10 protein-coding genes are annotated in these 13,132 nt (G+C 55.9%); 8 read left to right on the forward strand and 2 right to left on the reverse strand.

The genetic code is table 11. The features are described from left to right. Positions 1-50: 50 nt before the first annotated feature. On the reverse strand, positions 51-2,255 hold the full coding sequence (locus B3729_RS08515) for a S8 family peptidase (RefSeq protein WP_286787607.1): 2,205 nt from the start codon (positions 2,253-2,255) through the stop codon (positions 51-53). Positions 2,256-2,480: 225 nt separating this feature from the next. On the opposite strand from B3729_RS08515, the gene B3729_RS08520 reads away from it, so the two are divergent. The 3 genes from B3729_RS08520 to B3729_RS08530 all read left to right on the forward strand — a co-directional run bounded on the left by B3729_RS08520 (position 2,481) and on the right by B3729_RS08530 (position 6,454). After that, complete coding sequence (locus tag B3729_RS08520) at positions 2,481-2,738, forward strand: DUF1145 domain-containing protein (RefSeq protein WP_286787704.1); 258 nt, start codon at positions 2,481-2,483, stop codon at positions 2,736-2,738. Positions 2,739-3,092: 354 nt separating this feature from the next. Continuing rightward, on the forward strand, positions 3,093-5,237 hold the full coding sequence (gene dinG, locus B3729_RS08525; protein ID WP_074823795.1) for an ATP-dependent DNA helicase DinG: 2,145 nt from the start codon (positions 3,093-3,095) through the stop codon (positions 5,235-5,237). Positions 5,238-5,296: 59 nt separating this feature from the next. Further along, complete coding sequence (locus B3729_RS08530; RefSeq protein ID WP_122042163.1) at positions 5,297-6,454, forward strand: serine hydrolase domain-containing protein; 1,158 nt, start codon at positions 5,297-5,299, stop codon at positions 6,452-6,454. 63 nt (positions 6,455-6,517) lie between these two features. Here B3729_RS08530 and B3729_RS08535 read toward each other — a convergent pair whose 3' ends face one another. Beyond that, positions 6,518-7,375 carry a formate/nitrite transporter family protein gene (locus tag B3729_RS08535; RefSeq protein ID WP_010794970.1) on the reverse strand — a complete coding sequence of 286 codons (858 nt, stop codon included), beginning with the start codon at positions 7,373-7,375 and terminating at the stop codon, positions 6,518-6,520. A gap of 293 nt (positions 7,376-7,668) precedes the next feature. Between B3729_RS08535 and B3729_RS08540 the strand changes: the two genes are divergently transcribed. From B3729_RS08540 to B3729_RS08560, 5 genes are all read left to right on the forward strand, one after another. Then, positions 7,669-8,376 carry an OmpA family protein gene (locus B3729_RS08540; RefSeq protein ID WP_286787608.1) on the forward strand — a complete coding sequence of 236 codons (708 nt, stop codon included), beginning with the start codon at positions 7,669-7,671 and terminating at the stop codon, positions 8,374-8,376. A 124-nt stretch (positions 8,377-8,500) separates the two neighbouring features. Beyond that, positions 8,501-9,148, forward strand: coding sequence for a pyridoxamine 5'-phosphate oxidase (gene pdxH / locus B3729_RS08545; RefSeq protein ID WP_239381042.1), 648 nt, complete (start codon positions 8,501-8,503; stop codon positions 9,146-9,148). Positions 9,149-9,177: 29 nt separating this feature from the next. Beyond that, positions 9,178-10,281, forward strand: coding sequence for a sugar diacid recognition domain-containing protein (locus B3729_RS08550; RefSeq protein WP_122042164.1), 1,104 nt, complete (start codon positions 9,178-9,180; stop codon positions 10,279-10,281). 134 nt (positions 10,282-10,415) lie between these two features. Continuing rightward, positions 10,416-11,774, forward strand: coding sequence for a GntP family permease (locus tag B3729_RS08555; RefSeq protein ID WP_286787609.1), 1,359 nt, complete (start codon positions 10,416-10,418; stop codon positions 11,772-11,774). Positions 11,775-11,823: 49 nt separating this feature from the next. Beyond that, on the forward strand, positions 11,824-12,969 hold the full coding sequence (locus B3729_RS08560) for a glycerate kinase (protein WP_010794965.1): 1,146 nt from the start codon (positions 11,824-11,826) through the stop codon (positions 12,967-12,969). The last annotated feature ends 163 nt before the right edge of the window (positions 12,970-13,132 follow it).

Genomic DNA, 13,132 nt, shown 5'->3' on the forward strand with positions numbered 1-13,132 from the left:
ATACCCAAGGACCTCAAAAGGATCCTTGGGTATCTGTCGGGTACGTGAAGTTAAAGGTCAATCTTAACGCTGAACGAGACGCCGCTATTCGTTTCGCCACGCTGATGATTAAATTGGTCCTGATGGAACAGGCTGACACCAAAGCCGGTACGCTTTCCCAGTTTTCCCCGGTAGCTCAACTCGATATCAGTCTGGCTGCCCTGTGGCTCCAGGTTAACCACGCTACGGTTATACAACACGCTACCTTGATCTGTTCGACCAATAGGCGTGTCCAGGGAGGCACGTGCACTATGAACGCGCAGAGGCTTCGTAATGTTAAGGCCGAGCGCATCTTCTGCATTGAAGACACCTGTCTTTATGACGGACCCACCATAAGCCCGGCTTGGCAGATTATCTATAGAGCGGAACAGAGACGTATCGCTTGCCTCTAGATGTGTTACCGCTTCTGTCAGGTGTACCTGTGTCTGTACTGAAGGAAAAGGTTTCATCGTCACACTAAGACCGGTTGCTACCGTATGGGCGGCTTTGCCCAACGCTAGCGCCCCCGTTGAAGGGCCTCCGAGCGTCATGTCTTTCTCGTCCAGAACGGTTTGCGTGATTGCTACTTCGACGCGCTTGCTGGGTGCATAAGCAAGGCGTGCAGCTATCAGCGTACCTTGGGCTTTGGCTGTCAGAGTCGAGTCGGATAGCTCACTGAAGCCTACTGAAAAGGCAAGGGTGTCAGTTAGTGTGAGACGAGTAAGGCCGAATACGTCCTCCTTAGCTAATCCTGACAAAGGCAGCTCAGCTGCCGAGCGCTCTGTTAGAAAAAGGGGGGCAGTAGTCGTACCAAGGAAGGCTTCACTGAAGGAAAACCCTTTACCAATGCTGAGGGACAAGTCTTTCGTCTGGCCATCCAGGCGCCAGGCGGGCATCTGCGAGAGACGCTTGTCTTCTGCGGTATCTTCAAGAGGCGAAGTAAGGTTTTGTTCGCCTCTCAATGCAGGAGTGCTGAGGCTTGTCAGCGTCAGGCTGGAAGTCAAGCGCTGTGAAATGACATCTGGTTGAGATATGTCAACCATACGCGCCAAGTGGCGAGATAAATCAAGCGCCAGTGTACGGTTATGACTCCATTGTGAAGCATCGACCTGAAAGTCGCGGCCTACTTCATCAAAGACTACAGCATCGCGCATGGCTGACCGTAAAACGCGGCTACTTCCCATTGCACTTGGCATAATCAGCCGCGTCGAGTTAGCTGGAACACTATTACTCGTGACAGTAGCACCCGTTGAAATTCGTGTTTGACCGACAGGCGCCATGGCGCGGTCAACGCGTATAAGACCCCAGCCGTATACGGAGTCAACGCCTTTTGCGCCTAAGTCCTCCGCAGACCTAAATAAAATATCGACCGTTTGCGCTGGAGTTAGGAAAGGCCACTTCGATAAGAGAAGTGCCGCTGCACCTGATACATGAGGCGCTGCCATGGACGTACCAGCCATGCCTAAATAGCTATTATTAGGACCGGTGGAATAAATCCATTTGCCGCCGGGGGCCATCAAAAAGCGATACTTGAACTTATCAGCTTCCTGGCATCGATAGGTGGTAAAACAGGATTCGCCAGGGATATTGGAGAAGGCCGAGCGGGCCTTGTTGCTATCCACGCTACCAACAATGACCAGGTTAGCCAGCGGAGCGCTTTGCAAAGACCAATGTTCATTCTTTAGGACCGCACCATTATTGCCTGCTGCCAGTACGGCTACTGTCTGATGGCGATAAGTGCTAATGGCGCTCAACGTCTCGGGATAGGCCAGGTCACCTGCAGTCGTAGGGCCATAGCTCATGTTAGTAACGCGCGCGCCGTCAGCTATGACCCGAGCCATGGCATTGGATGTAGACAAGCCGGCGACCCAGCCGCGGTTATCAAATACAGCTACATTGGACAGCGAGGCACGTGGCGCTACACCCATAGTACCTTTGCCGTTCATGGCGGCTCCAATGATTCCTGCAACATGCGATCCGTGATTATCAAAAGATGTGTATTGTCCGTTCGGGCTGAGCCAGCTGCGATTAAGTCGGCCACTAAATTCCAGATGATTATAGTCAGCCAAGCCATCCAATACGCCCACGCGTACACCTTGCCCTAGAGGCTGGTTAATGTAAAAAGTAGGCGTTAGGCCGATTAGCTTTAAATTCCAGCTAAGCTCGTTGGCCTCTGAAAAGGGGCTCAGCAAAGCCAAAGGGGCTAGGCAGGTAAGCGAGAGTTTTTTTCTTTTCACGGTAGAACCACCAGACAAAGGATAAGCACTACGAGGATCTGTTTGTATGGCGGCCTCTCGCTCGTGACCTTAAGCCTGACGACGTTAATTTCCGACCATTGGAAGAAACAGGGAACAGACGGAAGGAAGCTACATAAATGCTCTGACGGCCTTGATCTCCATTAGGTAGTAGAATCAACATCACGTTAGTTTTTATGTTGAATACAAAGCATGTCCTCAGCCCTGATGATTATCGGTAAATTTCTTTCTCTTTTATTCTGGCTCGTTGTCATAACTAACGTGTTCCAGCCTTTTGCCTTTCCGTTCGAGGCTTTACTGAATCTTGCTGGAGTCGTGCTGTTTTGCTTGCGCGTCTTGGAGGTGCTCATGCTCAACCGGCAACTCCGTCAAAGTTCATATCCGTGGCGTAATCGTTTATGGATAGTGCTATTTGGTGTATTTCACTGGTATCGCCTACCAACACGATCAGCTCCAGGCCACTGAATAGCCGAGCTAAAACAACTATGGGTTGAAGGAGCAGACTCGGTCCAGTTGTTGGGCCTGCTCTTCCATAGCTAATCGCCTCAGTTTTTTATCATGTGATTTGCCATGGTTTGAAAACACCGTTTGTATCTTTAGGAAAAATCAAGGCTTTTTAGGTTTAACCGCTCCAGATCAGGGAGGTCGGCACCGAAAAGTCTTTTTTGCTAGTGATATAATCAGTACGTCGGCAAAAGTGCATTACGATTAGCCGCTTTCCCAAACTACTGATATTTTATACAGCGCTGTATCGCTGATAGGGTCACCTGCCGGTGGCGCCTGCTGGAAGCGTATGACGCTTCCCTGTCGAGGAACCCCATGCTTAGTGCCGAACTCAAGTCCCAGATTCAGGGGGCTTATACCCGCTTTCTCGAAGCCAAGTCGCTCAAGCCGCGCTATGGTCAGCGGCTGATGATTGCCGAGACGGCCAAAGGGCTCGGTGCGATCAAGCAGGATGACGAAGGGCGTCGCGTTGGCGATCCTGCCGTCGTGGCTGTGGAAGCCGGAACCGGTACCGGCAAGACCGTTGCCTATAGTCTCGCCGCCATTCCTGCGGCCAAGGCGGCCGGCAAGCGTCTGGTCATTGCGACGGCAACGGTGGCTCTGCAGGAGCAGATCGTCAACAAGGACCTTCCAGATATCCTGCGTAACAGTGGTCTGTCGTTCAATTTTGCCCTGGCAAAGGGGCGAGGGCGCTACCTGTGCCTGTCGCGCCTGGATCTCATGTTGCAGGAAAGCGAAGCCCAGAATACGACCGCTCAGCTGTTTGCGGATGATGGCTTTACGATCGACGTCGATGAGGCTGGTCAGAAGCTGTTTACGAAGATGATCGAGCGCTTGGCCAGTAATCGCTGGGACGGTGACCGTGACAGCTGGCCAGAAGCCATTGATGACCAACACTGGTCACGAATAACCACTGACCATACGCAGTGCACCAATCGGCACTGCCCGAATTTTCAGCAATGCGCCTTTTTCCGTGCCCGTGAAGGCATGACCAAGGTAGACGTGATCGTTACCAACCATGATCTTGTACTGGCTGACCTTGCGCTCGGTGGCGGGGCTATTCTGCCCGACCCGCGCGATACCATTTATGTGTTTGACGAAGGCCATCACCTGCCGGACAAGGCGATCAATCACTTCGCTCACTTTACCCGCCTGCGTTCCACGGCCGAGTGGCTGGAGCAAATCGCCAAGAATCTGACCAAGCTGCTAGCTCAACATCCCTTGCCGGGCGAGCTGGGACGGCTGGTTGAGCAAGTACCTGAACTGGCGAGACAGATTCGTACCCAGCAGCAGTTCATGTTTACAGCCTGTGAGCAGCTGGCCGAGTTTCGCGCTGGCGAAGACATGGAGGGACGTGATCGGCCTCGCCATCGGTTCGTTGGTGGCCTCGTCCCAGCGGATTTAAGGGAAATGGGGACTGAGCTCAAAAAGGGCTTTGCCCAGCTGTCCGACCTGTTCACTCGTCTTACGGACCTCTTGAAAGAGGCCATGGACGGGGAGAAAAGCATTGGCATTGCAAGCTATCAGGCTGAGGAATGGTATCCGTTGTTTGGCAGCCTGCTGGCTCGGTCCCAGGGTAATTGGGAGCTGTGGACGGCCTTTACGCTGGAAGATCCGACCGACTCACCACCCATGGCGCGCTGGCTGACATTGGTAGAGTCCGGTGCATTCCATGATATCGAGGTCAATGCCAGTCCCATCCTGGCTGCGGAAACGCTACGGCGTACGCTATGGAATGTGGCTTATGGCGCGCTGGTAACTTCCGCCACCTTGACGGCGCTGGGGACATTCGATCGTTTTCGGATGCGGGCAGGCCTGCCTCAAAGCGCCAACACGGCAATTGTGCCCAGTCCCTTCAAATATGCCGAGGCAGGGTTATTGCGCGTACCTAATCTGCAGGCGGATCCGAGAGACTCTGCGGCCCATACGGCGGCTATCGTGCGAGAGCTGCCCGATATGCTGGAAGGGGCCAAGGGGGCATTGGTGCTGTTTTCTTCCCGGCGACAGATGCAGGATGTCTTCGATGGGCTGGAGCGTGACTGGCGCCGCCGTGTACTGATCCAAGGCAACCTGTCCAAGCAGGAGACACTCAATAAACACCGCTCCCGCGTGGATGATGGCGAGCCCAGCGTATTGTTCGGTCTGGCCAGCTTTGCCGAAGGAGTCGACCTGCCCGGGGCTTATTGTGAGCACGTCGTGATTGCCAAGATTCCCTTTGCGGTGCCGGATGATCCTGTCGAGGCTGCTTTGGCCGAATGGATCGAGGCACGGGGTGGCAATCCGTTCATGGAAATCGCTGTGCCCGATGCCTCGCTGCGCCTGATCCAGGCTTGTGGACGTCTCCTGCGCACCGAGTCGGACAGCGGCACGATCAGCCTGCTGGATCGTCGTGTCGTTACGCAGCGTTATGGCAAGGCCATCCTGAGCACCTTACCGCCGTTCCGGCTGGAAGTGCAGTAGTAGAGGTCTCTTCTCGTCAGTGTGAGAGACTTGAATATGACCACGATGAGGAGACAGCTGTGCAGATCCAAGGTTATTTCGATCTGGCCTTTGAAACCGTCAGGGACCGCTTCAGTGCTCTGTTCGACGAGCCGGGGCGAGGCGTGCATACCCGCGGTGCAGCCCTGTGCGTTCAGGTGGACGGCGAAACCGTTCTGGATCTCTGGGCAGGCACGGCGGACAAGGATGCGCAGAGCGGGTGGCAGACGGACACGATACTGAATCTATTTTCCTGCACCAAAGCCTTTACTGCCGTGGCCGCCATGCAGTTGGTTCAAGAGGGCAGGCTTGAACTGGATAAACCAGTACAACACTACTGGCCGGAATTTGCGGCTGCAGGCAAGGGCGCCATTACGGTGCGCCAGTTACTGTGCCATCAGGCAGGACTGGCTGCCTTGCGTGCTCCATTGCCTGCCAGTGCGCTGTATGACTGGGACACCATGACGGCTGCCCTTGCCGCCGAAACGCCTTGGTGGACGCCAGGCGAGAGCCACGGCTATTCACCGATGACCTATGGCTGGCTGATGGGAGAACTGATTCGCCGCATTGATGGCCGCTCACCAGGGGAAGCTATTGTTGCCCGAACGGCCAGGCCGCTTGGGCTGGATTTTCATATCGGTCTGCCTGAGAGCGAAGAGTATCGGGTTGCGCATATTGCTCGAGGCAAGGGCGACATGGGGGATGCTGCCGCCCAGCGTCTCTTGAAGACCACCATGACCGACCCCCAAGCCTTGAGTACCCGTGCTTTTGCCAACCCGCCGGGCATTCTGACCAGCACCAATAAACCGGAGTGGCGCCGTTTCGAGCAGCCTGCCGCCAACGGTCATGGCAATGCGCGCTCACTGGCAGGGTTTTATGCGGGGCTGCTCGACGGTCGATTGCTGGACCAGACGGTCTTGCAGCACATGCTCACGGAACATAGTCGGGGTGACGACAGGACGCTAATGACCTCGACACGCTTCGGCCTGGGATTCATGCTGGACCAGCCTGACCACGCCAACGCAACCTATGGCCTGGGCGTGCAGGCCTTTGGTCATCCAGGGGCGGGTGGGTCTATCGGGTTCGCCGACCCTGAGCGCAGGGTAGCATTTGGTTTCGCCACCAACACATTGGGACCTTATATTCTCATGGACCCGCGAGCTCAGCAGCTGGCAGAAGCCGTTGGGCAATGCCTCTGACATCAAAATAGGATGGATTGACCGGCAGGGGTGGCCGGTCAATCCGCTATGCACTTCAACTTATCAGTCGTTCACGGCCTTGAGTGTGGGTGTTGTGGGTGCAAGATCCGCCTGGGTCTTTTGTAGCGCTGACGCCAGATCGGCCGTCGCTTGCGCAGATGCAGGGCGATAGGCCAGAAAATAGGCCAACCCTACAAAGCCGGCGCCACCCACAGCATTACCCAGGAAAACCGCTACCAGGTTGGGCAGACATTGGGCCCAGGTAGCCTGGCCTGCAAAGATAGCGGCTGGAATGATAAACATGTTGGCAACCACATGCTGAAAACCGATGGCAACAAAGGCCATGACGGGAAACCACATGCCCACGACTTTACCTACCACATCCTTGCTGGCAAACGCGATCCAGACGCCCAGACAGACGAGCCAGTTGCATCCGATACCGGAAACGAAGGCGTGAAGGAAGTCGGCGTTCATCTTTGCCTGCGCAATGGCAACGGTCTTGCCCAGGAATGCACCCTCGGTGAGACCCAGCATATGACCGAAGAAGTACGCGACAGCCAGGCTGCCGACAAAGTTGGCAAGCGTGACCCATAGCCAGTTGCGAATCACCCCCATCGTGCTGATACCGCCTGCAAAACGTGCCAGAGGAAGCAGCAGCATATTGCCCGTCAGTAACTCACCGCCTGCCAGCACGGTCATGATCAGGCCGACCGGGAAAACCGCTGCGCCAACGAAGCCTGCAAACGAGCCCCATTCGGCGGGCATGGTGCCAATAACGTGAATATCGAGAAGAAAACCAGTCGCAATGAACGCGCCGGCCATAACGCCAAGAATGAATAGGGTAGGAATGGAAAGCCGATTTTTGGCAATACCAGCCTGTATCGCCAGTGTTGCGATTTCTTTAGGTGTATTTATAGACATGAGTGTACGCAAGGGAGGACAAATTGACGCGCCCAGCGTAGTGATGGCCAATAGCAATTTCAATAGCGAGCTATCTATCGTTTGATAAGCACCGTCTATGACGTGATACCCTTGCCGCCCTCGTTCACCTGACCGTTTCGCCACCGAGTCTACTCAACCGCTTGTCGGTTGATACAAAAGGACAACGTACACCCCTTGCGAAATAATCAGTTAAAGACACAATCTAAGAAACCACTTTAACTTTGCCTGTCGGTGCCGATTCGGCGGGCTTGCGCCTGATGGGATAAAAACGCATGAAGCTGCTCAAGACTACTACTGTCGTTCTCTGCATGAGCGTTTCCGCCTGCAGTTATTTTCACAAGGAAAGCGACGTTGCCACTGCCAAGGAGCCAGTCCCCCAGGCGAAGGTAGAAACGCAAAAGACCGAAACCCAGGCGAAAGCGGACGGCGGACATTGGTGGTGGCCGTTTGGCAAGAGCGACAAGACTGTAACCGAGGCAAAGGCTCAAGCGAAAGCCCAAGAGATAACAGTCAGCAAGGACTGGCTGGATCAGCATGAAAAAACGATCCGCGAAGCCATCGCCGGTAGCAAGATGCAAATGGAGCGTAGAAAGGACGGCTTACTGCTGATCGCCAACGTTGACGACTCCTTCAACCCTGATCGTGCTGAGATGCTTCTGCCATCCATGCTCGGCCCGCTGGGCCGTACCGCCAAGCTGGTATTCAAGGATGACCAGAGCGCCGTCATTGTGCTGGGACACACGGATAGCACTGGTTCCAAGGCGGTTAATGACCAGCTCAGTCTCGGCCGCGCCAAGGCGGTAGCCTCCATCTTTCGTCTGAGCGGGCTTAATGGCAATCGTCTGGTCGTTCGTGGTCTGAGCGATACCCAGCCGCGCGCAGCAAACGACAATGCCGAAGGGCGCGCTCAGAACCGTCGTGTCGAGGTCCTTATCCAGCCACGTACAGTGGTATTGGCCTCTCTGCAAAGTAAGCGCTGAGTCAGTAAAGGCATCCGGAACCGTTTGGTTTCGGATGCCAATTCGCCATATACCTGGCATGAGTCAAGCAACCTGGCGCATGACTGGGTAAGCTGTAAGTTCCATTCCCAATCAGGAGCTTGCCATGACCCAGACGCTGGCTGACATGCGTCGTGATTACACCCGCGACGGATTAACCGAAGCGCAGGCGCCCGCCGAGCCATTTGCCTTATTTGGCCAATGGTTTGAGGATGCTGTTAAAACCGAGCAGCCCCCTGTAGAAGCCAATGCCATGGTACTGGCAACGGTTGATGCCGAGCAGCAACCCCATTGTCGTGTACTTCTACTCAAGGGTGTAGACGCCAAGGGGTTTGTGTTTTACACCAATTACGAAAGTGCCAAGGGGCAGCAGCTCGCTGGGCAGCCCAGGGCCGCCATGACCTTTTTCTGGCCCGCACTTGAGCGTCAGGTGCGAATCGAGGGTGTGGTCGAGCGCGTAAGCCCTGAAGAGTCCGACGCATACTACCGTGTCCGTCCGTTGGGTAGTCGGTTGGGCGCCTGGGCTTCGCCGCAGAGCCAGGTGCTGGGCGGTCGGGAAGAGCTTGAGACGAAAGTGGCTGAAGTGCAGGCACGCTTTGCCCATGAGGAGCCACCGCGCCCGCCACATTGGGGAGGCTATCGGCTGATTCCCGAGCGGGTCGAGTTCTGGCAGGGCCGCTCTAGCCGTTTGCATGATCGACTCGATTACCGCCGTGAAGGAGAGGGCTGGAAGCGCCAGCGTTTGGCTCCTTAAACAGTGCTCATGTAAAGGAAGGGATTGCCGTGATTGAACTTGATTCAACCCTTGCGCAACACATTGTGGATCGCTCCATGGCAATCCTTCCCTACAACGTCAATGTGATGGATGCGCAGGGCATGATTATCGGCAGCGGTGATCCCTTGCGATTGCATACCCGTCACGAAGGCGCTCAGCTGGTGTTGGCCAACAGTCGAGTCGTCGAGATCGACGATCAGGCCGCCTCTTGCCTGCGAGGTGTGAAGCCGGGGGTTAACATGCCACTGCTCTATGCCGAGCGGTTGATCGGGGTCCTCGGTATCACGGGTAGGCCCGAGGTTGTCAGGCCATATGCCGAGCTGGTCCGCATGGCGGCCGAAATGTTGGTGGAGCAGCGACAATCGCATCTGGAGCGTCATTGGCAGCGGCATCGACTGGACAGCTGGATCGGCCAATTGCTGGACCCTTCGGTAAGCCTGAACACGCTTTCTGTTGAGGCTGAGCGACAGCAGGTACCCCTGAGCTGGCCACGTCAGGTATGCCTTATCGAGCTGAATGAAGCCTCAGACTCCCGTTCGGCCAAGGCGTTGAGCGCCATGTTGTCTGCCAATCTGGAGAGTTTTTGCGCCCCCGTCGGTATGCAGGAATGGTTCTGGTGTCGTCCGCTCGGGCGGCCTCATGAAGAACAACTCTGGCTTGATCAGGCAAAGGCCAAGGGGCTGAACGTATTACGCGTTACAGCATCGGGTCCGCTGGAAAGTCTGGTTGACTTGCGAGAGGCCTGCCAATCACTGCGCTTGCTGCAAGCCTATGCCCGTGCGTGCCTGCCTGATGTGCGGCTACTCAAGCTGGATGAGCACCGGCTGACGGCACTGCTTTACAGCCAGCGGCAGAGCTGGCTTTTGCAAGGGTGGCTCGATCCCTTGAAGCGGCTGTTTGCGCAGGATGAAAATGGCGTGTTACGAGAAACCTTGCAGGCGTGGTGCGAGCACCATGGGCAGGCATCTGCCTGTGCCGCCTCCTTGAATATCCATCGGAATACGTTGCGCTATCGTCTCGAGCGTATCTGTGAGCTGACTGGGCTCAGCCACGATATGCTGGGGCAGTGGCTTTACCTGTCGCTGGGAATCAGTCTGCTGGAATGCGCCTGATTGTGCAGATGCACAATATATAGGGTGAAATCAGGTGCTTATCTTGTGCTTGTGTACCAAGCGGAACTCATTGAACTGATAGCACAATAAGCTCATCCACAGTTATCCGATCACAATAACAACCGGAGCCTGTCATGAGCCTCGTCCTTATTCTGGTGGCGTTGATAGCATTCATCGTCGTGACCACCACACGCTTCAAGCTTCATCCATTTCTGGCCTTGCTCCTGGCGGCTTTTCTCGCCGGTTTCGCCTATCAGGTGCCCCTCGCCGATATCACCAAAACCCTTACAGCAGGCTTTGGCAGCATCCTGGGATATATCGGTATCGTCATTGTGCTGGGCACGATTATCGGTGTGATTCTGGAGCGTAGCGGCGCGGCCATAACCATGGCGGAAACCGTGATTCGTGTACTTGGTGAGCGTTTTCCCACCCTGACGTTGTCCATCATCGGTTACTTGGTATCGATACCCGTATTCTGCGATTCCGGTTATGTGATCCTCAATTCGCTGAAAAATGCGCTGGCTGCTCGTATGAAGGTCTCCCTGATCTCCATGAGTGTAGCCCTGGCGACTGGCCTCTATGCTACGCATACCTTTGTGCCACCTACGCCGGGGCCGATTGCGGCTGCAGGTAATCTAGGGCTCGATGCAAGCCTCGGATTGGTTATCGGCGTTGGCCTTGTCGTGTCATTCGTGACAGCCATGGCAGGGCTTTGGTGGGCCAACCGCTTCCTGGATAAAGACATCCCGCTGGTCGACGATGGCACGCCGATGCCTTCCCAAGCGGATTTCACGGCATTACGCGAAAGTTATGGTGTACTTCCTAGCGCCTGGCAGGCTTTTGCCCCAATTTTTGTTCCCATTGGATTGATTTGCCTGGGGTCAATCGCTGCCTTTCCCAGCAAGCCTTTCGGAGAAGGGGCGGTGTTGACGCTGTTGGGTTTTATTGGGCAACCCGTCCCGGCGCTGCTGGTAGGCCTGGTGCTGGCCTGTTCGCTGCTCAAGGGCGATGACAAGCGCCAGGAGTTTCAGAACCATGTAGCTGAAGGCATCTTATCAGCGGCTCCCATCCTGCTTATTACCGGCGCCGGTGGGGCGTTTGGTGCCGTGCTCAAAGTCACTCCACTGGGCGATTACCTTGGCAGCACGCTTTCCGCCTTGGGGATTGGGCTGTTCATGCCATTCGTAGTGTCCGCCGCCCTGAAAACAGCCCAAGGCTCGACTACGGTCGCACTGGTGACAACCTCTGCCTTGGTGGCACCACTGCTGGGCCAATTGGGACTCGACAGTGAGATAGGGCGTGTATTGACCGTAATGGCGATCGGCGCTGGAGCGATGACGGTTTCACATGCCAACGACAGCTTTTTCTGGGTTGTGACTCAATTCAGCCGTATGAGCGTAGCCACAGCGTACCGTGCCCAGACACTCGCTACCCTGATTCAAGGACTTGCCGGGATGGCTACGGTATGGCTTTTAAGTCTTTTCCTGCTGTAACGAGCAGCCATACCCATCGACAGGCGAACCGTCAGCCGGGAGAACATTGATGAAACTCGTGATTGCACCTGATTCGTTCAAGGAAAGCCTGAGCGCACCCGAGGTCGCCCAGGCTATTGCAGAGGGTTGGAGAGCGGTTTTTCCCTCCGCCACTATCGAACTCAAACCCATGGCCGATGGAGGAGAGGGCACGGTCGAGGCCTTGCTGGCTGCAACCGGAGGAGAGCGTCGTGAGCTGACCGTGCAGGGGCCGCTGGGGCAGCCGGTATTGGCTCACTGGGGATGGCTGGGCGAGGGGACAGCCGTGATCGAGATGGCGGCTGCCAGCGGCTTGCACTGGGTGCCAAAAGCGCAGCGGGATGCCAGACGAGCCAGTAGCTACGGTACCGGTGAGTTGATCCGCGCTGCACTGGATGCTGGAGCCCGACGAATTATCCTGGGGTTGGGTGGCAGCGCTACGAATGATGGCGGTGCGGGGTTGCTGAACGCCTTGGGAGTCAAGTTCCTGGATAAACATGGTCAACCTTTGCCGCCAGGGGGCGCTGCGTTAGCCGAACTTGCCCGTATTGAGCTGAACGGCCTGGATAAGCGTCTTGCTACCGTTCAGATCGATGTGGCTGCCGATGTCGATAACCCCTTGTGTGGCTCTCATGGTGCCTCCCATGTCTTTGGCCCTCAGAAGGGCGCAACGCCTGAGGATGTCGCTGTGCTGGATGCAGCACTTGGGCATTACGCTCAGGTTGCAGCTCAAGTACTTGGGGAAGATCACAGTTGCTTTCCAGGAGTGGGAGCGGCAGGGGGGCTGGGTTTTGCTGCTAGGGCCTTTCTTCAGGCGCATTTTCGATCGGGTGTCGAGCTGGTTGCAGAAGTTTCCGGGCTGGCAGAGGCGCTCCGGGACGCGGATCTGGTCATTACCGGAGAGGGGCAACTGGATTACCAAAGCCTGCATGGCAAGACGCCCATAGGAGTTGCCAGGGTCGCCCGTGAGGCTGATGTGCCTGTCATTGCATTGGTGGGTAGCTTGGGTGCGCACTACCAGCAGGTATATGAGGCAGGAATTGAGGCGGCATTCAGTCTGGTGCCTGGCCCTGTCACGCTGGAGCAGGCCTGTCGGACCGCCGCACAGGAGCTGCGTGCGCGCGCAACCGACCTTGCTCGTGTCTGGCGTCTGGCCCGGCAATCACGCGAGGGTTGAACAGGATGAGTCGTCCTATTTCAGGTAAAGCAAGCGAAGCGGATGAACGAAAGCTGTCTGGATCAAAAGATTCAACCGTTTGCCTTGAGGCCATATGAGAGGATGATAAAAGCTGAACATTCCTGTAAGGCAGAGGGTCCACCATAGGGTTCCGCCGAGAACA

The organism is Pseudomonas sp. UBA3149 (genome assembly GCF_002364655.1).
Lineage (GTDB): Bacteria > Pseudomonadota > Gammaproteobacteria > Pseudomonadales > Pseudomonadaceae > Chryseomonas > Chryseomonas luteola.